Origin of the sequence: Pedococcus bigeumensis (assembly GCF_039531795.1) — a bacterium.
GTDB lineage: Bacteria > Actinomycetota > Actinomycetes > Actinomycetales > Dermatophilaceae > Pedococcus > Pedococcus bigeumensis.
The window spans coordinates 1,643,402-1,663,218 of the sequence record NZ_BAAAQS010000001.1 but is presented as its reverse complement, the minus strand read 5'-3'; the positions used below and the strand labels follow the sequence as shown (position 1 = coordinate 1,663,218).

Genomic DNA, 19,817 nt, shown 5'->3' with positions numbered 1-19,817 from the left:
GTCTGCCGTAGTCCTAACCTTCCGTGGGCCGTTCGCGTGAACAACCGCGGTGGCCCGTCGAACAGCGGCGCAAGGTGCCGTAGAGCCTCAGCGAAGGTTCAGCAGGGCACGGCATCCTGAGCGGGACGCGGCTCTTCCCCGTTCCCCTCCAGTTGCGGGAAGAGGGGCCGCGCTCTTCGTCGGACGTTGCCCTCGGAGCTCTGATGGCTGGGCATTGAACGGCGGCCCACTGCGGTGAGGGGAAACTCGGTCATCTAGCGGCCATTTGTGGATAGATGACGACGACTTCGCGCGATTCTTGGTCGCCTTTAGCCAGTCCGCCATGAGCCCGTTAGCCCAACCCTCGCGGCCACGCTGTTGGAGAAATTGAGGGGGAGCCCCGGTGCGAACCTCACCCAATAGATGCCAGGTAGGGCAGGGGCTAGGGCCGGTGAGGTCGCGGACGCGCGGGCGCTTTCACGCTAGCCCGGGCCCGGCCGCAGATGCACTGTCGTAGTCACGAGCCTGAGACATCTGTCGCTGGTACCACTGTTCGATTATCGAGTTAACCCCCATCGAGCCAAGACCGACAGGCGGCGCAAAGACGCATCTTCACGACGGGGGGCGCACTTCTACCGCTGATGTGTTCGACGCGCGTGACAGTCGGGCGTCAGGCGAAGCCCTGGAAACGGTCTTCTCAACAAGGGCTTGGCGCAGATCCCCACGTACAGGGCTGTCGCAAGGTTGAATGTCGAGCATGCTGATCGCGTTTCCATGGCACGGCGGTCCCCACGATGGCAGCACGACGTGGGATGGCGTCGGTTCCTCCGTGCTAGGAGGTCTCATCGGTGGTGTTCTCAGCGGCCTCGTGGTGGTCTTTGGCGTCTGGTTGGCGCAACAGCTCCAGGACAGAAGCGAAGACGAAGCTGAACGTCGTCGTACAGCCAGGGGGCTTATCCCCATTGTTGGCAATCTGCGCGATGCCGTCTTATACAGTCAGCGAGGACAGAGGGGCGAGTTTGATCTCTATCCTCTGAGGAACGCGCTCCTAGAGGCAGCGGCGTCGATCGCTGACACTGACGCTTACGCCGAAGCGTCGGCTCTGCTGTCGCAGTGCACTGGTTACCGCGATTGGCTTCGAGCGGGCTACGGCGGCGTGGCAGCGGACTTGCAACTGCCACAGGACTACGATCCAAGCTTCGACGCCGATGAGTTCAGAACGGCCTTCGCAAGGCATGCAGAGCACGTGTTGAACCTGCTAGCGGCCGAACTGACTCGTACGGGCTCGAACTCCTCGGCTGCCTACCCACGCCTGCCCTGGTCAATCAATCCGGATGATGTGCCCTATGACCCGCGCTGACGGCCATTCGTCCGCCGCTCCAGTGAGGGAGCGTGGCCTAAGTCAAGCGTCATGCTTGCCATTGCGCCGGATCGAGGCGCTATGACGCACAGTCGAGCCGCCGGCGAGGGCTGCCTCAACGCCGGGGAGGTCAGGCGGCTCGCCTCGAAGGAAGCCCGTCATCGTCACCCATGTTCTGCTCAACGAGCCCAAGGTGAGCATCCTCGACAGAAGGCCGGTGGTAGACGGTGCAACGCCATACGCATACCGGTTCATGCATGTGGTCTGAGAGTGCATGTATGTGGTCTGAGAGCCTTCTGATCGTCGCCCGTCTTCCCCCCTCGACCCGGCAGCGGTGGTGGGACCTCCGTTTGAGCGCGAACCGCCGCTTGAACGACACGGCTGGAAGTGGTCAGCACCCACGCAGCTGCCGGACTCGACGGCACGTGCACCACCGCCCACTGTCTCCGAGCCGGGCACGCCACCCCGGCAGCACTCGGCAGCGTCCCGCTCAACCGAGGCGCCGCCCAGACCCGGCACAAGGATTTCTGAGTTCCGGTCAACCGCTACATACTGCCGCCCGAGGTCCTCGCCACCTCCAGCACGGACTTCGGTTTGCAAATACGTCGGGATAGGTTCGCGAAGTGCTTGCTCAACGCACTCCAGATAGTTACAGTTATTACAGTTGGTTACACCTGAGTCAGTTGGAGTGGACGCGATGCCAGAGATCCTGCCGGACGACGTCCAAGCTCTCCGCGACGCGCTGGAGGCCTCGCAGGACCAGGTAACGGTCACGCTCAGCCTGACCCGCAAGAGCGCGGAGAAGGTCCTCGACCTCCTGGAAGCCGAACACTCGACCGGTGCCGTAGTCGTACCGGTGAAGGACCTGTTCACCAGCACTGAGGCCGCGACGATGCTTGGCATGTCGCGACCCACACTCATGAAGCTCGTGGACGCCGGCGCCGTAGAGCACGTCCGGGTTGGGACGCACCGTCGCATCACGATGCGGGCGATCGTCGAGTACCAGCGCCAGCGCCAGTTGGAGCATGAGAAGAGCGTCGCGGCCGCGGAGGACTTCCGCAGCAACATCACGTTCGGGGGCAACCAGTGAGTCTCGACATCCAGTTGCTCGACCCTGTCGAGTTCCTCCAGCCCAACCGCAGGCTGTTCATTGACACCAATATCCTCATGGACCCTGACACGCGTCGCGCTGCTGGGCTGAAGCGCTTGTTCGAGCGCGGCCAGGACGCGATCCTGAAGAACGGCAACCCGATCGTCGTGCCGACCAAGGTCATTGGGGAACTCACGAAACAGAGTCGGCGTGACCCCTCCCAGGAAGCTGAAGAACGTACAAGGGTGGCCATCAAGAAGGCCAGCGCATCCCTCACGTTCCTCGAGGAAGCAGCCAAGCACGGGCTGGTCCGCAAGGACCTCGGGGATGAGAGCAACCCGTACGCGGATGACTTGTTCCTGCGGATCTTTGAGCGATTCGCGTCGACGTACGAGATGTGTCTCCTAACGCGTGACGTCACCATCAAGCTGCGCGTCCGCCTCCTTGCTAACCAGCTTGAAAGGCGGCTCCTGACCGGCGTCCTAACCAAGGATGGCGACGTCGAGATTGAGTCCGACCAGTCACTCTTTGACCGAGGACTGCGCAAGTACAGCCTTCATGCATCCAACGTCGCGGAGGGGAATGGCAACTCCAAGGACAGGTCTGAGGTCTTGGCACTCAAACCCCTGCTCCGGCAGTTCCGAAGGGCATTCGCTGTCGAGGAGTCAGACGTCAGGGCCGGCAACGAGACCACAAGAATGACTGGGCCGCAAGGATGTTCGGTTCGCTCGCCGAAGTCGAAGCCGTTCAGCTCGGCGGCGGCTATCAAGCCGCGCGACACACCTCTGGCCGTCTCATCGCTTCCTGTTGAGGGCGACCAGGTGAGGTGGGAGTCCGCTAGCAAGAGCGGCACTTTCGTTTTGGGCTCGTTGCTCGGTCGGGGAGGTGAAGGGTCCGTGTACGAAGGTGGCGACAACACGGTCGTGAAGATCTTCGACAAGGACCACATCACTCAGCACCGCAGGAGCAAGATTGAACTGCTCGTCGTCCGCGGGCTCCAAGCCGAAGGCCTGTGCATCCCGTCAGCGGCGGTTCACAATGCGGCGGGGGATTTCGTCGGCTACGTCATGCCCAAGGCGACTGGTCGCGAAGCGCGCACGATTTTCAACATCCGCAAGCTCGAGAAGGACTTCTCCACTTGGAAGAAGTCCGATCTCGTCGACATCTGCATCTCATTCCTGAAGCAGGTGGAGTACCTGCACTCCATGAACGTCATCCTCGGCGACATCAACCCCAAGAACCTGATGATCGACGACCGAAAGAACGTCTTCATCATCGACGCGGACTCATGGCAGCTTGAGGGTTACCCCTGCCCGGTTGGAACTCCGATGTATACATCTCCGGCAATGCTCGGGAAGACCTACGCGGAGGACCTGCGCACCATGGAGGACGAGCTCTTCGCGGTCGCCACGATGCTGTTCCAGATCGTGATGACAGGGCAGTTCCCGTACATGCGCACGGGTACCGACGGCGACATGGTGCAGCTGATCCGTGAGGGCAACTTCGCCTTCCAGATCTCGATCCGCGGCAAGGAGTACAACGATAGAGACCAGCCTGATGGCGACTGGAAGTACATCTGGAGTCACATCCACAAGCCGGTCAAGGACCTCTTCTGGGACACCTTCCACAAGGAGGGCAAGCGCTACGACAGACGCCCGACAGCCACCGACTGGCTCGAAACGTTCAAGGCGTACAGGGCCTACTTGGGCAACAATCGGCTCAACTTTGACCCGATGTCCAACGACGTTCGACCTATCCGCAACAAGGCATTCAAGCCGGACACCCCCATTGAGGACTGCTCGACCTGCGGGCGCAAGCACGCGATCGCAGGATTCATGCCCGAAGGAGAGACCGAGTATATCGTCCCGAGGCAGTGCAATAAGTGTCGTGGATCGTCGGCGACAGGCGCGGGCCAGCTCCGCTCTCGACGAGCCCTATCAGAGCCATCCCGGGGTCCAATCGCCACCAGTACCGGAAGAACCCGAGTCTCCGCCCTCGCGAAGCACTACGGCATTACCAGCAAGGAAGCGCTGGAAAAGCTATCGGCTCTCGGAGAGTTCGCCAAGACAGCGTCCTCCAGTGTCGGGGCCGACGTCGTGAACAGATTCGAGGCCGCCTATGGAGCAAGGCTCAGGGCCGCTCGTCGCCAGCGCGCAAACACGCTCGACCCGTCCAGGCTTTGCACCCGATGCCGCAACCCCTTCATCACCTACGGGAACCTCGAATGGCATCAGCGGGAAGGAAAGCCAGCGCCGACCACGCACAAGGCTGGCCCAGGCGGGGCGTATCCACCTGACTGTGTCCCACGCTTGAACGCACCGCGCCGATCGACTGGCCAGCGGTCGTCGACGGCTGGAAGCAATCCAACAACGAACTCCACGCAGAAGCAGCAGCAGAAGAAGAAGGGGTTCTGGTCATGGCTGTTCGGCTAAACCGCCTTCGACGAACTCACTCTCCAAGAACAGGAGCAACAAGTGGCAACGCTCAACATCGGTGCTGACGACCTCGTCGACAACCCCACCCCGCGTGTCCCGGTCTCGCTGTGTCTCGATACCAGCACGTCTATGGCCGGATCGCCGATCGAGGAACTCGTCCGAGGCGTGAATCTCTTCTACGACGCGATCGACGAAGACGACGACGCCCACGACTCGGCCGAGATCAACATCGTGGAGTTCAACTCCTCGGCGGGCCTCGTCCACGACTTCGCCAGCATAGAGCGTCTGCCCCGGATCTCCTCCCTGACCGCCAACGGTTTGACCGCCATGGGTGCGGGCGTGAACCTCGCGCTCGACACGCTGGAGAAACGCAAGGCCACCTACTCGGGCAGCGGTGTTCTGTACTACCAGCCTTGGCTTGTCCTGATGACGGACGGCGCCCCCACCGACAGCATCGACCTCGCGGTGAAGCTGGTCGTCGATCTGGTCGAGGCGAAGAAGCTCACCGTGTTCCCGATCGGGATCGGCAGTCGTGCCGACATGGACACGCTGGCTCGTTTCAGCCCCAACCGGCCGCCACTTCGGCTCGATGGCCTCAAGTTCAGAGAGTTCTTCGAATGGCTTTCGAAGTCGGTCGCGCGGGTCTCGCGGTCGACGCCTGGGGACACCGTGAAGCTGGACCTCGAAGGCCTCGCAGGCTGGGCGGAACTGTAAGTGTTTAAGGAGTTCCACTACCACGTCAGGGGTCACGGGCACCTGCGCGACGCCACTTCGGGCCAGGATCGGACCAAGTACCTCTCTCGCGGCGGTGTCCAAGTCCTCTGCCTCGCTGACGGCGCCGGATCGGCGTCTCATTCCGAGTTCGGCGCTCAAGCCGTGGTGGAGGAGGCGTGCGCAATGCTCGTCGACCGGTTCGTCGAGTTCGCGACGAGCGACGATGGTGCGCGCGTCAAGGCGCAACTGCTGGAACAGCTTCTTTCCAAGCTCAACAACGTCGCTAACCGGCACGGGGTCGAAGCTCGCGACCTGGCTTCGACCTTTCTCTGCGTTGCAGTCTCGGGGGAGCGGTTCCTTGCTGCTCATGTAGGCGACGGCGCCGTCGGATACCTGAAGAACGGGCAGCTGAGGGTCATCTCTGCGCCCGACAACAGCGAGTTCGCGAACCAGACGACCTTCGTGACCTCTGGTTGCGCACGTGAGTCGATGAGGCTGTCCCGGGGTCCCCTGGACGGGGTCGCCGGGTTCATCCTCATGAGCGATGGGACCGCTGAGAGCTTGTTTGATGCTCGGACGGGCGACCTGGCTGGAGCATGCGCAAAGCTCATCGTGGCCGTGGGCGCGGCACCCGCAGACCTCAGCAAGACCTCTAGGTACACGAAGCGTTTACGGCGGCTGATGGATCTCAGGATTCGCAATGCCACAAACGATGACTGCTCCATCGGCATCTTCGGACGGTCCTTGCCATCGTGACGGCATCCGATGCGAAGGCAGTCGCAGAGATCGCCCGTCGGGCCGGCGCTCTCCGGCGCGAGTTCGCGCGTACCAGGTCCGGCTACCAGTCCATGCTTATTCACCTCTTCCGAGTTGGCGGGAGCCGTGAAGGGCTCAGCCCGACGCAAGGACATAGAAGTCGTGGCCACAGGCCTCGCAACTGACTGCGCGTGAAGGTGCTCCTACTCGACGTGCTGACCAAGTCCGAAGACCGTCAGGTCTGGCTGAGGCACCTCGCGCTGGTCTCGGGGACAGCAATCAAGGAACTCCCGCGGCGACTCGGCGCGAACTCGCTGCGGCTGGTCGATGCTTTGAGCAAGGACTGAAGCGACCGGAGACGATACTGATACCGCGAGGCGTCCGAAGACCTCCCAATTCGCATCTGCCCCATAGTGGGCGAAAAGCCGCGAGGCGGCTGCCCACGCGCGGCCTAGTTCCAGCACCATGCGATGGGGGCTGATGCCAGCGCGCGGACATGTCCACGGCTACGCCGATCTGGGCCCACATTGAGCCATACTGTGTGTCGCTGGTCAGGCCCCTGGGCAGCACTCCTACTGGTTCAAGTCCCGCCTTCGGCACCCAGGTGACGTGCGGACACTCACCACACCAGTGGCCAGTGTCCACACACTGTCCACTCCGGTCCACGGCTCAGGCCGTAGGCGGGACCGCCCCGGTGGTCGGTTCCGTAGCCCGCGGTCGTTGAGGGCCGGTCGGATCCCGGTCGAGGGCCGGACGCTCGGGTCATTCGCGCGAGGTGAGCGTCGACGCATGGCATGCCCGTTGGTCTTCGGCGTTACCCGCTCGTCGAAGCACCAACGCACCGCGGCTGTCGCGGACGGATGGCGGGCGACAGCCGGATGCGTTCGCCGCCCAAGGCGTCCTACCCTGAGGACCGAGAGGAGGATGCGATGGCAGATCCTGTGGGCGACATCATCGGGGACTACCAGGCGTTTGCCGCCCAGCAGCGCGACCGCCTGCTTGCCCAGGGTATCGACATTCGACCGTACCCCCTCAGCCACCTCGCGTTCCGTGTGCCGGAATGGGATCAGTACGTCCAGGTGCGGAACCTGCTCGAACGGCACGCAGTTGCCAATCGGGAGAGCCTGTGGAACGGCCGCCCGATCTCGTTGATCGTTCCCACCGAGCCGCTCGAAGTCCTCGACGGCACACTGGTCTCGCTCCTCGAACTCATCCCACCCGTGCACCAGCGCGTCTACAAGATGGGTTTGGAGCATCTCGGCGTCGTGGTCGGCGACGCGTTCGACGACTTCGTCGCAGCCCACAAGCCCGTGCTGACGGGACAGCAGTTCCAGGGTCCGAACAGCACACCCGACCCCGTCTACATCTTGTTCGAGGACTTCACCCACGTGAAGTTCTATCGACTATCGCTGAGGGAATCCGTCGAGCTCGATGCTGGGCCGTTCGACGACGGGTTCCATCACGTCGACGACTGGGTGCCCCAGCGGCTCGTGACCGCGACTGGCCCGAACCCTCTGCCGCGCTGAGTTGCGCCATCACGGTGTGGCCGGCTCGCGGCGGTAAGGCGCACGCCTCCATTTGGCGTCACGACCCGGGCCCGAACTGGGTCCGGGCAATGCCGCCGTCAGGCCGTGGCCCGAACGGCGGCGTGCTCTAGTCGCCAGCGGGTGGTCGGTTGTCCCGCACACCGGGCTCTGTGCCGCCGCCATCAGGTGTCATTGGCAGGTCAGTCAGCTTGCTTCGGCCTCGGAATCGACGGCTAGAGCGGACTGCATGAGCGCGAGGTGGGCCATCCGGCGCTGCTGCGGATCGGCAGTCTGTCGACCGCGCATGAGCCGTCGACGCAGTTCGTTGACGAGCTCCTGGTTGGTCACGAAGCGAAGCACGAAGGTGGGCTCCCCCTCCTGGTTCTTCGGAAGCCCGCACGCCACTGCAGCGGCCACGACCAGCTCACGGTAAGTCAGACCGAGGGCTTTGGCGAGGGATGACAGGGTTCTCTCGTCGGGCATGCAGGGCAGCTGAGCCGGACCGATCAGGGTGGCGATCAGTTCTGCGCTGATGCCGCTCTCAACCGTGAAGCGCGAGACAGACCAGCCCTTCTCGCGCAGCTTGTCCTCGATGATGGTGCCGAGTTCGTTTCCCATGTCGTCCCCTGAGTGGATCGGCTCTGAAGGTTGCCTCTCTTGCGCTGATCAAAGCATGTTCTCTTGTCCTGCTTTCGGTAAACCGTAGAACAAGTTGTTAAAGGTTTGGTAAAGTCGTTTGCTTCCGTTCAAGGCGGGGTGGGGACGCTTGCCGAACGGGACCGCCGCGGGGATCCCCGGACCCGTGGCCGACTACCTGACTGAGGCGGCCACGAGTGACGGCGGACCGTGGCAGCGCGCCACTGGCTGTCGACTGCCCCCCGCCCCTAATCCGTGGCCCCTAGATAGCCCGCGCGAGCCATTGTCGGCGCCGCTGCTGCGGCAAGAGACTCTGTTATCGGTGTCAACCGGAGAAGGGCGGAGACATCATGAAGAAGACACCTCTTTCGATAGCGGCAGGCGCGATCTTGGCCTGCGGCAGCGTGATCCTCGCACCGACGGCTTGGGCGGCCGGCGGAGGACTGGCCGATACGTGGACCTCAGTGGACACGGACGGAAGCGCCCAGACGCTGAGCATCACCGGATCTGGCGGCAAGGCCTATGCGATGGTCTACGACGACGATTCAGCCACCGTCTGCAACGGCGCCCCTGCCCGGATCGTCGGCCCTGGCTTCGTGGACGGCAGCGACGTCGTGATGGAGGGCACGCTTGTCTGCCTTCCCGGCGGGAACCCGTTCAGGTCGCGGCTAGCAATCGGCTTCAGATACGACGCCGGCACCGACACCGTCACGGACTCCTTTGGAGTCGTGTGGCATCGAGCGGGGTAATCGGACCTCTCGCGCCGGTGACGCCTACAGTCATGGGAAGACCGGGTTGTTGAGGGGTTTCGCGATGCCCGAAGTTGCAGTGAATGGCGTACGACTCCACTACGACGTGGCTGGCAACGGGCCGCCGTTGGTGTTCGTCCACGGCATGTGCGGCTTCGGCGCGGTGTGGTCGGGGCAGGTGGACCGCCTGTCGGACGCCTTCATGTGTGTCACGTACGACCGGCGAGGCCATGGCTCGAGCTCTGATGGCGACGTGCCGCACACGGTTCCGCTGCACGGCGACGACCTGGCGGCGCTGCTCCGAGCCCTCGACCTGCCGCCGGTCGTGATCGTTGGCTCCAGTGGCGGGGCACGCATCGGACTGGACGTCGTATTGCGCCACTCCCGTCTGGTGGCCGGTGCAGTGCTGTCCGAGCCACCGGTGTTCTCGTTGGATCCTGAGCGCGGCCGCGAGTTCATGAACACGGTTGCTGCTGCGGTGCAGCCTCGACTGGACGCACGGGACCTGCGCGATGCGGTCGACGCCTTCTTCGAGGTGGTGTGTCCCGGGCTGTGGCATCAGCTCAACGACGAAGGCAAGGAGCCGTACCGCAACAACGGGCGGATGCTGGTTGCCGATCTGCATCAGCCTCCCTTCGTCGTAACGCGGGAGGACCTGGCGACCATCCAGCTGCCGCTTCTCGCCATTGCTGGCACAGACAGCGACGCTTTCCTCCGGTCGACGCCCAGGGTCATTGCGGCCGACGTGCCGTCGGCCCGGCTGCTCGAGCTGTCGCGGTGCGGCCACGTGACCTATGCCGAGCAGCCCGACGCCTTCGCCGACGCGGTGCGGACCTTCGCGGAGAGCGTCTTTGCCGGCGGGTCGACGGGCTGACACAAGCGAGGGGCGGGAAGCTCGGCTTTCAGCACTGGTACGAACCTCGGCGCATCGGCGGTTGCGCACCCCTCCGGATGCCTCTCCCGTGGCGTGTTCCTGGGTGAGACTCTGGATCGGAGAAGCCCATGGACACGTTGCGCGACCTGATGCTGGACCTGGCGGACGACGCACCGACAGGAGGTGCGCCCCCGGCCGAGCTCTGGGCGCGCGGAAAGCGGGCCCAGCGTAGGCAGCTCGTGGCCCTCGCGGCCGCAGCCCTGGTCGTGGGCACCGTCGGCACGGGAATCGGTCTACGCCTCGTCGATCGCGACCGGCCAGACCTCGCGCCGGCGACCAACGTTGCCTTCACGCTCCCGATCCAGTATCCGGCGAGGGCGGCATTGCCGGAGCTCGGCGACTCTCCAGGACCGCTGGCGGCAGTCTGGCTTGTTCCGCGCGAGGGTGGCGGCTCGCCCGAGGCGGTCGGCCTGGTCGCTCGTACGGGGAAGTTCGGCAAGCTCCCGATCCCGCTGTCGCAGGACGATCCCGAGGCACCTGAGAACGTGCGGGTCGCGCTGTCGCCCGACGGCCGCAGGATCGCCTACACGTTCCGACCTGGGGCACAGGATGTGGTTCTGCGGCCGGTCGTCCGCGACCTGGTCAGCGGCCAGACCTACACGTCCGCGTTCGGGTTCGGTACGCGCGTGGGCGCCCTCTGGGTCGACAACACCCACCTGTACGGCCTGGTCGCGGGAGGCAGTGACGGCGACGGATGGCTGTGGGAGCCGGGTGAAGCGCCCACCCGAGTCAACCCCTATCGGGTGCCCTACACCGGTTCCGACGTTGCGGTCGCCAGCTGGCCCGCGCTGGGCCCGCCGACGAACTACAGCGACGATCCGAAGGCATGTTCAACGCTCAATGTCTATGACGCCAAGACCCTGGACAGTCCGCCTGCTGACGTGCCAGGTCTCTGCAACCTCCTCGGGGTCATCGGTTCCGACACCCTGCTCGGGCACCGGAAGGACCCGACGAATGGCGAGGTGACAGTGGTGGCCGAGGAGTTCCACGCCGCCCCTCCGTTCTGCCGGCCGATGATGCGGTGCGAGCTGCCGGTCGATGCTGCGCACCGTCGCTTGGTGGTCGCGTCGGGGGCACCCGAGCGGGTCACCTTCGCCAGCGCCCTGATCGGCCAGGCGCTCCGCATGGGCGGCCGGTCATGACCGGCTACGCCAGCTTCGAGGAGTTCGTGGTCGCTCGGCGAGGAGCGTTGCTACGGACCGCTTACCTGCTGACCGGCAACCATCACGACGCAGAGGACCTCGTGCAGTCAGCCCTGATCAAGGTGGTGCCGAAGTGGCAACGGATCGAGGACCGGCCGGAGGGTTACGTCCGGCAGGTGCTCGCGCGTGAGTCCGTGAACCGCTGGCGCGGTCGCCGCTGGCGCGAGGTCCCCACCGAGGTGATGCCCGAAGCGTCGTCCCCCACCAGTGCCGAGAACCTTGACCGCGTCGCACTCCTCGAGGACCTCCGAAGGCTGTCGCCGCGCCAACGAGCGGTGCTGGTGCTGCGCTACTTCGACGACCTGACCGAGGCCCAAACGGCCGTGGCTCTCGACATCTCCGTCGGAACCGTCAAGTCACACACCCGCGAGGCGCTGGCGCGCCTGCGCAACCAGCCAACGGCCCAGCGGGAGGCTGCGGCCACGCCGTCAACGGCCACAGCCAGTCGTCCGCCGGCCTCGGCCACTCCGTGACTCCTACTCCATCCACCGGTCGCAACGCCTGACCGGCGGGGCACCGCACGCCAGGGTGCAGAGCCTCGTGGTCGCACCTTCCTCGACTCTGGCGTGTCGCCGGGCGGCGAGCCTAGATGGACGCGCTGTGCGGCCTTGGCGGCGGAGTGGGGCGCTGCCCGCCCGAGGACGGGCCCTGACCGGCATACCCATCGGTTTCCTCGCGCCCGGCCTCGGGGCCGCCCCGAGGGCGGGACGGCAGCCGAGTGTTTTCGCCGAGACACGACGGGTACGTTCAAGGTGACTCGCGGTCCCACGAGGACCTCCACCGGCAGAACGAGGCTCAGCATGACCAAGCACGACGAGGGCGACTACTCCGAGGCCGACCTGGTGGTCAAGGGTCAGGAGGACCACGCAGCCGGCCCGACCGCGGTCGCGGTGTCGATGAAGCGGGCCCTCGACCACATGGGGGTGAAGCGGACCGCACAGACCCTGCTGAAGCTCAACCAGGCCGAAGGGTTCGACTGCATGAGCTGCGCGTGGCCGGACCCCGACCCGGGTCACCGCCACACGGCAGAGTTCTGCGAGAACGGCGCCAAGGCCGTCGCCGAGGAGGCGACCCGCGACCGCGCCACCCCGGAGTTCTTCGCCCAGCACAGCATCGAGGAGCTCGACGCCCACACGGAGCACTGGCTCGGTCAGCAGGGTCGCATCACCCACCCCATGGTCAAGCGGCCGGGTGGCACGCACTACGAGCCGATCGAGTGGGACCAGGCCTTCGACCTCATCGGGGCGGAGCTGCGCTCACTCGCCAGCCCCGACGAGGCGACGTTCTACACCTCCGGGCGCGCCTCCAACGAGTCGGCGTTCGCCTACCAGCTGTTCGTCCGGGCGTTCGGCACCAACAACCTGCCCGACTGCTCGAACATGTGCCACGAGTCCACGAGCATCGCCCTGCAGGAGTCCATCGGCATCGGCAAGGCCAGCGTGACGCTCGACGACGTCCACACCGCGTCCGTCATCGTCATCGCCGGCCAGAACCCCGGGACCAACCACCCCCGCATGCTCTCGGCCCTCGAGATCGCCAAGCAGAACGGCGCGAAGATCATCTCGATCAACCCGCTGCGTGAGGCCGGGCTGGTCAGGTTCAAGAACCCGCAGAAGCCCAAGGGCGTCGTCGGGCACGGCACGGCCATGGCCGACCTGCACCTGCCGGTCAAGGTCAACGGCGACCTCGCGCTGTTCCAGGCGATCGGCTCGCTCCTCGTCGAGTGGGACGCGCTCGACCACGAGTTCATCGACACCCACTCCACGGGCTTCGACCAGTGGCGCGACCACGTCCGCGCCGTCGACTGGGCCCAGGTCGTCGAGGTGACCGGGCTGTCCCGCGAGCTCATCACGCAGGCCGCCGAGATGCTGCGCGGCTCCACGCGCACCGTCTACTGCTGGGCGATGGGCCTGACCCAGCACCGCAACGGCGTCGCGACCATCAAGGAGGTCGTCAACCTCGCCCTGGCGCAGGGCAACATCGGGCGCGAGGGTGCCGGCCTGCTGCCGGTGCGCGGCCACTCCAACGTCCAGGGCGACCGCACGATGGGGATCTGGGAGCGACCTCCGGCCAGCTTCCTCGACGCGCTCCAGAAGGAGTTCGGCTTCGACCCGCCGCGTGAGCACGGCCTGGACGTCGTTGACTCCCTGCGCGCCATGCGCGACGGGAAGGTCCACTTCTTCATGGGCCTCGGTGGCAACTTCGTGCAGGCCGTGTCCGACACCGACATCGCGATCCCGGCGATGCGCAAGGTCCGCATGACGGTGCAGGTGTCCACCAAGATCAACCGCTCGCACCTCGTGTGCGGCGAGACCGCGCTGATCCTGCCGACCAAGGGACGCACCGAGAAGGACATCCAGGCCAGCGGGGCCCAGTGGATCTCCGTCGAGGACTCCACGTGCTCCGTGCACGCGTCACGCGGTCCGCTCGAGCCGGCCAGCCCCCAGCTCCGGTCCGAGGTCGACATCGTCACCAGCATCGCCGAGGCGACGCTGGGTGACCGCTACGGCCTGCAGTGGAAGGCGATGCGTGACGACTACCGCGTGATCCGACGGCACATCGCCAAGGTCGTCCCCGGGTGCGAGGACTACGAGGTCAACGTCCGGAAGCCGGGCGGCATGATCATGCCGCACCCGCCGCGCGACACCCGCACCTTCGACACCAAGTCCGGCAAGGCCGAGTTCGTCGCGTCACCCATCGAGGTCGTCCACGTCCCCGAGGGCCACCTGCTGCTCCAGACGCTGCGAAGCCACGACCAGTACAACACCACGATCTACGGCCTCAGCGACAGGTACCGCGGCATCGAGGGGGGCCGGAAGGTGGTCTTCGTGCACCCCGACGACATCGCGGCGTTCGGGCTGGAGGACGGCGACCTCGTCGACATCACCACCCGGTGGACCGGCGACGACATCGTGCGCCGCGTCCGTGGGTTCCGCGTGGTCAGCTATGACACCCCGCGCGGATCGGCCGCCGCCTACTACCCCGAGACAAACCCGCTGGTCCCGCTGGACTCGACGGCCATCGGGAGCAACACCCCGACCTCCAAGTCGGTGGTGGTGTCCCTGACCCGGGCCGCCGGGCCCGGCGCGGTCAGCGGCAGCACGCAGGCGGAGTCCGGTAGCCCCTCCCAGGACGCCACCGGTTCGGACTGGGACCACAAGAGGACACCGGAGCCCGAGCACCTGTCCTGAGCCACCGCCCGCTGGGCGTCATCCGCCCCAGATGTGGGAGCGCAGGGAGAGCTGGTCGCTGATCGCCCTCAGGTGCGCGGTGTGCAGCTCGACGAGGGTCACGTCCTGGGCGCCCGGACCGCTGAAGTGGCCGTAGATGTAGGGGTAGGACGGCGGGCCCTGGGCTTCCAGCGACCTCAGCACGGCGTCCGGGGCCACGGCCGTGCGGACGCCGATGGAGCCGGCCGTGAGGCGTCGGCGCGCCGAGGCCAGGGCCGCGTTCATCTCCGCGACCTGGCGGAGCTCGACGGTGTGCGTGGTGGGCGCCAGCTCGTGTTCGTGCATGTCTCCTCCGTGCGACCAGGTGCCGGCCCCGCGGCGCGCGGACCAGCCATCGACGCCACCGTCGCGCATGGTCCGGAGCCGGCGATAGGGCCTTTGGTCGGCATTCGCCGGGACGGCGGGCACTGGTCGAAGGGGGCACAAGGTCCCATCTCGCAGAGTCAGGCCACACCTACATTGGGTGGATCGCGTCGGCTCCGCGCAGGAGGGAATCGTGGTGGGTGTCCGTGTCATCGACGTCGCAGGCCTGCAGTCGCTCATCGACGTCCTGCTGGCGCGCGGCTACACCGTGGTGGGGCCGACCGTGCGGGGCGGCGCCATCGTCAACGCGCCGGTGCGCGGCGTCGACGACCTTCCCCGCGGCTGGGGTGACGAGCAGGAGGCCGGGCACTACCGCCTGCGTCACCGTGACGACGACGCCTTCTTCGGGTTCGCGGCGGCAGCCCAGTCTGCGAAGCCCGTGTTCTTCCCGACTGATGAGCTGCTGTGGCGGGGGAGTCGGACGGCCGAGCACCAGGCGGTCAGCGTCCAGGCCGGACCGGACGGAAGTGGCGCAGCGGAGCAGGCGCTGCCCTACGCCCTGCTCGGAGTCCGATCCTGCGACCTCAGTGCGATCGGCATCCACGACACCGTGCTGCGGGACCGAGGGTTCGCCGACGCCCACTACACCGCGCGCCGGGCGGACGCGTTCGTGGTCGCGGTGGCCTGCTCGGACCCGGGTGGCACCTGCTTCTGCGTCTCGATGGGAACCGGACCCAAACCCGAGTCGGGGCGTGGCGCTCCGTTCGACCTCTCGATGACGGAGCTGGTCGAGGGCGGCCACCGCTTCGTCGTCGAGGTCGGCAGCCCGCGAGGAGCCGAGGTCCTCGACGAGGTGGCGGCGGCGCAGGCGCCCCTTGCGGATCTGGAGGCGGCGGCGCACGTCACCGAGCGGGCTTCCCAGAGCATGGGCCGACGGCTCGAGACCGAGGGGCTCAAGGAGCTCCTCTACTCCAGCGTCGACAGCCCACGGTGGGATGACGTGGCGTCGCGCTGCCTCTCCTGCACCAACTGCACGATGGTGTGCCCGACCTGCTTCTGCACCTCCGTCGAGGACGTGGCCGACCTCACCGGCGACCAGGCCGACCGGCACCGGGTCTGGGACTCCTGCTTCAGTGCCGACTTCTCCTACATCCACGGCGGCACGGTGCGCGAGTCGACGAAATCGCGCTACCGCCAGTGGATGACGCACAAGCTCGCCGCCTGGCAGGACCAGTTCGGCTCGTCCGGCTGCGTCGGTTGCGGACGCTGCGTGACCTGGTGCCCGGCTGCCATCGACATCACTGCGGAGGCGGCGGCGCTTCGCGGTGCGCCCGGCTCGAACCTGCCCGAGTGAAGGAGACGACCGTGCAGTCCATCGCGGAGTACCTGCCCCAGCACCCGTTCTTCGAGGGTCTCGACGAGTCGGTCGCGGTGCTGGTGGCGGGGTGCGCCGTCAACGTCCACTTCCGTCCCGGACAGCACCTTTTCCACGAGGGGGAGCCGGCCGACACCTTCTACGTCATCCGGCACGGGCGGGTCAGCCTCGAGGTGCGGACCCCCACCGGGCCGGCCGTCGTGGTCGACAGCGCCCACGACGACGACGTGGTGGGGTGGTCCTGGCTCGTGCCGCCTCACCGGTGGCTGTTCGACGCCCGGGCCACTGACGAGACCAGCGCGATCGCCTTCGACGGCGCCTGCCTGCGCGCGAAGTGCGACGCGGACCCTGCCATCGGTTACGCGCTGTTGCAGCGGGTGGTGGGGGTCATGTCTGACCGGCTCCAGTCCGCACGCGTCCGGCTGCTCGACCTGTACGGAGCAAGCGCATGACGACCCTGGCCGGCCGTGCCAGCCCTGCGCCGCGCCCCGCGGACCCGTTCCTCCCACGGCCCTTCGTGGTCCGGGACCACCGCCAGGACACCCGTGACACCTACACCCTGGTCCTCGAGCCGGTCGACGAGGCGCCCCTGGAGTTCGCCGCCGGCCAGTTCACGATGATGCACGCCTTCGGGGTCGGCGAGGCCCCCATCTCGATCAGCGGCGACCCCGCGCGAAGCGACCGGTTGGAGCACACCATCCGCAACGTCGGTGCGGTGACCCGTGCCCTCGTCCACGCGGCGCCGGGCACCGAGCTGGGCATCAGGGGGCCCTTCGGCACGGGGTGGGAGGTCTCGTCCGGCAGCGGGGGCGACGTCGTCTTCGTCGCCGGTGGCATCGGCCTGGCCCCCCTGCGGCCGGCCATCCTCGAGGTGTGTGCGGCCCGCGCGCGGTACGGCCGCGTCCTGCTCCTCTACGGCGCGCGGACGCCCGAGGACATCCTCTACGGAGACGACCTGCGCCGGTGGGCGCAGGACCACGACATCGACGTGCAGGTGACCGTCGACAACGGGCAGCACGCGTGGCGTGGCCGGGTCGGGCTGGTCACCCAGCTGATCACCCGAGGTGGCTTCGACGCGGCGAACACCCTCGCCCTCGTGTGCGGGCCCGAGGTGATGATGCGGTATGCCGCGATGGCGCTCGCCGATCGCGGCGTTCCGCCGTCGCGGCTTCGCCTGTCCATGGAACGCAACATGAAGTGCGGCGTCGGCCTGTGCGGCCACTGCCAGCTGCGCGAGCACTTCCTCTGCGTGGACGGCCCGGTGCTCACCTACGCCGTCCTGGAACCCCTCATGTCCCGAGCGGAGCTGTAGCGATGGTCCTCACCGACGGTCACGACCCCGAGCACACCACGGCGCACCATGGCCGGCCGCGGCTCGCCGTGTGGAAGTTCGCCTCCTGCGACGGGTGCCAGCTGACCCTGCTCAACTGTGAGGACGAGCTCATCCCGCTGGCCGGTGAGGTGGAGATCGCCTACTTCCCCGAGGCCACCCGTGCGGTGGTGGAGGGACCTTACGACGTGTCACTGGTGGAGGGCTCGATCACGACCCCGGAGGAGCTCGAGCGCATCCAGCACGTCCGCGAGGTGTCCCGACGCGTGATCACCATCGGGGCCTGCGCAACCTCCGGGGGGATCCAGGCGCTGCGGAACTTCGGCGACGTGGCCGAGTTCCGCTCGATCGTCTACGCCCACCCGGAGTACGTCGCCACGCTCTCGCGGGCCACGCCGATCTCGGCGCACGTGACCGTCGACTTCGAGCTGCGGGGCTGTCCGGTCAACAAGCGCCAGCTCCTCGAGGTGCTCGCTGCGTCCATCCAGGACCGCAGCCCGCGGGTCCCCTCGTACAGCGTCTGCGTGGAGTGCAAGCGCAAGGGCAACGTGTGCGTGACCGTCGCCCACGGCACTCCCTGTCTCGGGCCGGTGACGCAGGCCGGCTGTGGCGCCCTGTGCCCGAGCTTCGACCGCGGGTGCTACGGGTGCTTCGGCCCGCAGGACACGCCGAACACCGTGTCCATGTCGGCGCAGCTGCGGGAGCTCGGCATGAGCGAGCCGGAGGTGATGCGGGTCTACCGGACCTTCAACGCCGCCTCCGAACCGTTCCGGCGCGAGAGCGAGCGCCACGAGCCAGGGGTCCCGCAGGCCGTCGAGGGGAAGGCAGGCGAATGAGCCACAAGCTGACCGACGGCGGCCACGTCATGCACGTGGGCACCTTGGCGCGGGTGGAGGGCGAGGGCGCCATGCACATCGAGTACCGCGACGGCGTGGTGACCGACGTGCAGCTGCGGATCTACGAACCGCCGCGGTTCTTCGAGGCCTTCCTGCGCGGGCGCGCCCACACCGAGCCACCCGACATCACGGCACGGATCTGCGGGATCTGCCCGGTCGCCTACCAGATGAGCGCCTGCTGGGCCATCGAGGACGCCTGCGGCGTCGAGGTGACCGAGGAGATCCGGCTGATGCGCCGCCTGTTGTACTGCGGAGAGTGGATCGAGAGCCACGCGCTGCACATCTTCCTGCTGCATGCGCCCGACTTCCTCGGCTACGACGGCGCCATCGAGATGGCCGCCGACCACCCCGAGGTCGTGGCGCGGGGCCTGCGGATGAAGAAGGCCGGCAACGACCTGATGGACACCGTCGGTGGGCGCTCGATCCACCCGGTCAACGTGCGCGTCGGCGGCTTCTACCGAATGCCCACGCGGGAGGAGCTCCGTGCGGTGCGCCCGAAGCTGGAGCGCGCCCGCGACGAGGCGATCGAGACGGTGCGACTGGTCTCCGGGTTCGACTTCCCCGACCTGGAACAGCCCTACGAGTACCTCGCGCTCCGCTCCGAGGTGGGCTACCCCATCGAGTCGGGCAGCGTGGTCACGTCGTCGGGAGGAGCCTTCGCCGTCCAGGACTTCACCAAGCACATCGAGGAGGTCCACGTCGCGCACTCCAACGCCCTGCACGCCACCCTCGACGGTGCGGCCGACCCATACGTCGTCGGGCCGCTCGCCCGCTACTCGCTCAACTCCGACCGGCTCTCACCGGTCGCGAAGGACGCAGCCCTCGAGGCAGGGCTCGGGGCGACCTGCCGCAACCCGTTCCGGTCGATCGTGGTGCGGGCCGTCGAGCTGGTCGAGGCCTTCACCGAGGCGTTGCGGATCATCGACGGCTGGACTGGCAGCGCGTCGCCGAACGTGGCCGTCCCCGCGAGGGCGGGGGAGGGCTTCGGCGCCAGCGAGGCTCCTCGGGGTGTGCTGTTCCATCGCTACGTCCTCGACGAGGCAGGCATCATCCGCGACGCCCAGATCGTCCCTCCCACGTCGCAGAACCAGCGCAGCGTCGAAGCAGACCTGCGCACCATGGTGGAGGCGTGGTCCGAGCTGGACGACCACGCCCTGCTGCACCGCTGCGAGCAGGCCATCCGCAACTACGACCCGTGCATCTCCTGCGCGACGCACTTCCTCGACCTGACCGTGGACCGCACATGACCCGCCGGGAGACGGGAGGTCCGGACCCTGCGTCCCCACCGGGACCAGGAGTGGG

Annotated in this window: 19 protein-coding genes; 17 read left to right on the top strand and 2 right to left on the bottom strand. The window is 66.8% G+C overall.

Annotated features, from left to right (window positions below):
* The first annotated feature begins 736 nt into the window (after positions 1-736).
* The 7 genes from ABD262_RS07945 (at position 737) to ABD262_RS07915 (ending at position 7,860) form a co-directional block, all read left to right on the top strand.
* Entirely contained in the window at positions 737-1,339 is a 603-nt protein-coding gene (locus ABD262_RS07945) for a hypothetical protein (protein WP_344133691.1), read from the top strand.
* Between the two features lie 697 nt (positions 1,340-2,036).
* Complete coding sequence (locus ABD262_RS07940) at positions 2,037-2,429, top strand: helix-turn-helix domain-containing protein (protein WP_344133689.1); 393 nt, start codon at positions 2,037-2,039, stop codon at positions 2,427-2,429.
* Positions 2,426-4,861 carry a translation initiation factor IF-2 N-terminal domain-containing protein gene (locus ABD262_RS07935; protein ID WP_344133687.1) on the top strand — a complete coding sequence of 812 codons (2,436 nt, stop codon included), beginning with the start codon at positions 2,426-2,428 and terminating at the stop codon, positions 4,859-4,861. Before ABD262_RS07940 ends, ABD262_RS07935 begins: the two co-directional genes overlap by 4 nt.
* 42 nt (positions 4,862-4,903) lie before the next feature.
* A complete protein-coding gene (locus ABD262_RS07930) occupies positions 4,904-5,578 on the top strand; it encodes a vWA domain-containing protein (RefSeq protein WP_344133684.1) in 675 nt (224 codons plus the stop codon).
* The gene (locus tag ABD262_RS07925) at positions 5,579-6,334 is read left to right on the top strand and encodes a PP2C family serine/threonine-protein phosphatase (protein WP_344133681.1); all 756 of its coding nucleotides are present in this window, start codon (positions 5,579-5,581) and stop codon (positions 6,332-6,334) included. It abuts the gene before it with no gap.
* A gap of 191 nt (positions 6,335-6,525) precedes the next feature.
* Complete coding sequence (locus ABD262_RS07920; RefSeq protein ID WP_344133678.1) at positions 6,526-6,681, top strand: hypothetical protein; 156 nt, start codon at positions 6,526-6,528, stop codon at positions 6,679-6,681.
* A gap of 582 nt (positions 6,682-7,263) precedes the next feature.
* Positions 7,264-7,860, top strand: a complete 597-nt coding sequence (locus tag ABD262_RS07915; RefSeq protein WP_344133675.1) for a VOC family protein — start codon at positions 7,264-7,266, stop codon at positions 7,858-7,860.
* Between the two features lie 204 nt (positions 7,861-8,064).
* Here the strand turns inward: ABD262_RS07915 and ABD262_RS07910 are convergent, their stop codons facing one another.
* Entirely contained in the window at positions 8,065-8,478 is a 414-nt protein-coding gene (locus ABD262_RS07910; protein WP_344133672.1) for a hypothetical protein, read from the bottom strand.
* Positions 8,479-8,846: 368 nt separating this feature from the next.
* Here ABD262_RS07910 and ABD262_RS07905 point away from each other — a divergent pair, with 368 nt between their 5' ends.
* The 5 genes from ABD262_RS07905 (at position 8,847) to ABD262_RS07885 (ending at position 14,572) form a co-directional block, all read left to right on the top strand.
* Entirely contained in the window at positions 8,847-9,245 is a 399-nt protein-coding gene (locus ABD262_RS07905) for a hypothetical protein (RefSeq protein ID WP_344133669.1), read from the top strand.
* 64 nt (positions 9,246-9,309) lie between these two features.
* Positions 9,310-10,119 carry an alpha/beta fold hydrolase gene (locus ABD262_RS07900; protein ID WP_344133666.1) on the top strand — a complete coding sequence of 270 codons (810 nt, stop codon included), beginning with the start codon at positions 9,310-9,312 and terminating at the stop codon, positions 10,117-10,119.
* A gap of 239 nt (positions 10,120-10,358) precedes the next feature.
* On the top strand, positions 10,359-11,321 hold the full coding sequence (locus ABD262_RS07895) for a hypothetical protein (protein WP_344133664.1): 963 nt from the start codon (positions 10,359-10,361) through the stop codon (positions 11,319-11,321).
* Positions 11,318-11,854, top strand: a complete 537-nt coding sequence (locus ABD262_RS07890) for a SigE family RNA polymerase sigma factor (protein WP_344133661.1) — start codon at positions 11,318-11,320, stop codon at positions 11,852-11,854. Before ABD262_RS07895 ends, ABD262_RS07890 begins: the two co-directional genes overlap by 4 nt.
* Before the next feature lie 327 nt (positions 11,855-12,181).
* Complete coding sequence (locus tag ABD262_RS07885) at positions 12,182-14,572, top strand: FdhF/YdeP family oxidoreductase (protein WP_344133658.1); 2,391 nt, start codon at positions 12,182-12,184, stop codon at positions 14,570-14,572.
* Positions 14,573-14,590: 18 nt separating this feature from the next.
* On the opposite strand, the gene ABD262_RS07880 is transcribed toward ABD262_RS07885, so the two are convergent.
* The gene (locus ABD262_RS07880) at positions 14,591-14,896 is read right to left on the bottom strand and encodes a hypothetical protein (protein WP_344133655.1); all 306 of its coding nucleotides are present in this window, start codon (positions 14,894-14,896) and stop codon (positions 14,591-14,593) included.
* 211 nt (positions 14,897-15,107) lie between these two features.
* Between ABD262_RS07880 and ABD262_RS07875 the strand changes: the two genes are divergently transcribed.
* From ABD262_RS07875 to ABD262_RS07855, 5 genes are read left to right on the top strand one after another with little or no spacing between them, the layout of a single operon-like run.
* Positions 15,108-16,268: a 4Fe-4S dicluster domain-containing protein gene (locus ABD262_RS07875; RefSeq protein WP_344133652.1), complete on the top strand. Its 1,161-nt coding sequence runs from the start codon at positions 15,108-15,110 to the stop codon at positions 16,266-16,268.
* 11 nt (positions 16,269-16,279) lie between these two features.
* Positions 16,280-16,741, top strand: a complete 462-nt coding sequence (locus ABD262_RS07870; protein WP_344133650.1) for a cyclic nucleotide-binding domain-containing protein — start codon at positions 16,280-16,282, stop codon at positions 16,739-16,741.
* Positions 16,738-17,601: an FAD/NAD(P)-binding protein gene (locus tag ABD262_RS07865; RefSeq protein ID WP_344133647.1), complete on the top strand. Its 864-nt coding sequence runs from the start codon at positions 16,738-16,740 to the stop codon at positions 17,599-17,601. Before ABD262_RS07870 ends, ABD262_RS07865 begins: the two co-directional genes overlap by 4 nt.
* Before the next feature lie 2 nt (positions 17,602-17,603).
* Positions 17,604-18,455, top strand: coding sequence for an NADH-quinone oxidoreductase subunit B family protein (locus ABD262_RS07860; protein ID WP_344133644.1), 852 nt, complete (start codon positions 17,604-17,606; stop codon positions 18,453-18,455).
* Positions 18,452-19,762, top strand: coding sequence for a Ni/Fe hydrogenase subunit alpha (locus ABD262_RS07855; protein WP_344133641.1), 1,311 nt, complete (start codon positions 18,452-18,454; stop codon positions 19,760-19,762). The genes ABD262_RS07860 and ABD262_RS07855 overlap by 4 nt, the downstream gene beginning before the upstream one ends.
* The last annotated feature ends 55 nt before the right edge of the window (positions 19,763-19,817 follow it).

Bases quoted from the DNA above. Each gene is read 5' to 3' on its own strand.
- ABD262_RS07860 (WP_344133644.1), top strand. From the start codon at position 17,604: ATGGTCCTCACCGACGGTCACGACCCCGAGCACACCACGGCGCACCAT.
- ABD262_RS07910 (WP_344133672.1), bottom strand. From the start codon at position 8,478: ATGGGAAACGAACTCGGCACCATCATCGAGGACAAGCTGCGCGAGAAG.
- ABD262_RS07890 (WP_344133661.1), top strand. From the start codon at position 11,318: ATGACCGGCTACGCCAGCTTCGAGGAGTTCGTGGTCGCTCGGCGAGGA.
- ABD262_RS07855 (WP_344133641.1), top strand. From the start codon at position 18,452: ATGAGCCACAAGCTGACCGACGGCGGCCACGTCATGCACGTGGGCACC.
- ABD262_RS07885 (WP_344133658.1), top strand. From the start codon at position 12,182: ATGACCAAGCACGACGAGGGCGACTACTCCGAGGCCGACCTGGTGGTC.
- ABD262_RS07905 (WP_344133669.1), top strand. From the start codon at position 8,847: ATGAAGAAGACACCTCTTTCGATAGCGGCAGGCGCGATCTTGGCCTGC.
- ABD262_RS07900 (WP_344133666.1), top strand. From the start codon at position 9,310: ATGCCCGAAGTTGCAGTGAATGGCGTACGACTCCACTACGACGTGGCT.
- ABD262_RS07880 (WP_344133655.1), bottom strand. From the start codon at position 14,896: ATGCACGAACACGAGCTGGCGCCCACCACGCACACCGTCGAGCTCCGC.
- ABD262_RS07945 (WP_344133691.1), top strand. From the start codon at position 737: ATGCTGATCGCGTTTCCATGGCACGGCGGTCCCCACGATGGCAGCACG.
- ABD262_RS07940 (WP_344133689.1), top strand. From the start codon at position 2,037: ATGCCAGAGATCCTGCCGGACGACGTCCAAGCTCTCCGCGACGCGCTG.
- ABD262_RS07865 (WP_344133647.1), top strand. From the start codon at position 16,738: ATGACGACCCTGGCCGGCCGTGCCAGCCCTGCGCCGCGCCCCGCGGAC.
- ABD262_RS07915 (WP_344133675.1), top strand. From the start codon at position 7,264: ATGGCAGATCCTGTGGGCGACATCATCGGGGACTACCAGGCGTTTGCC.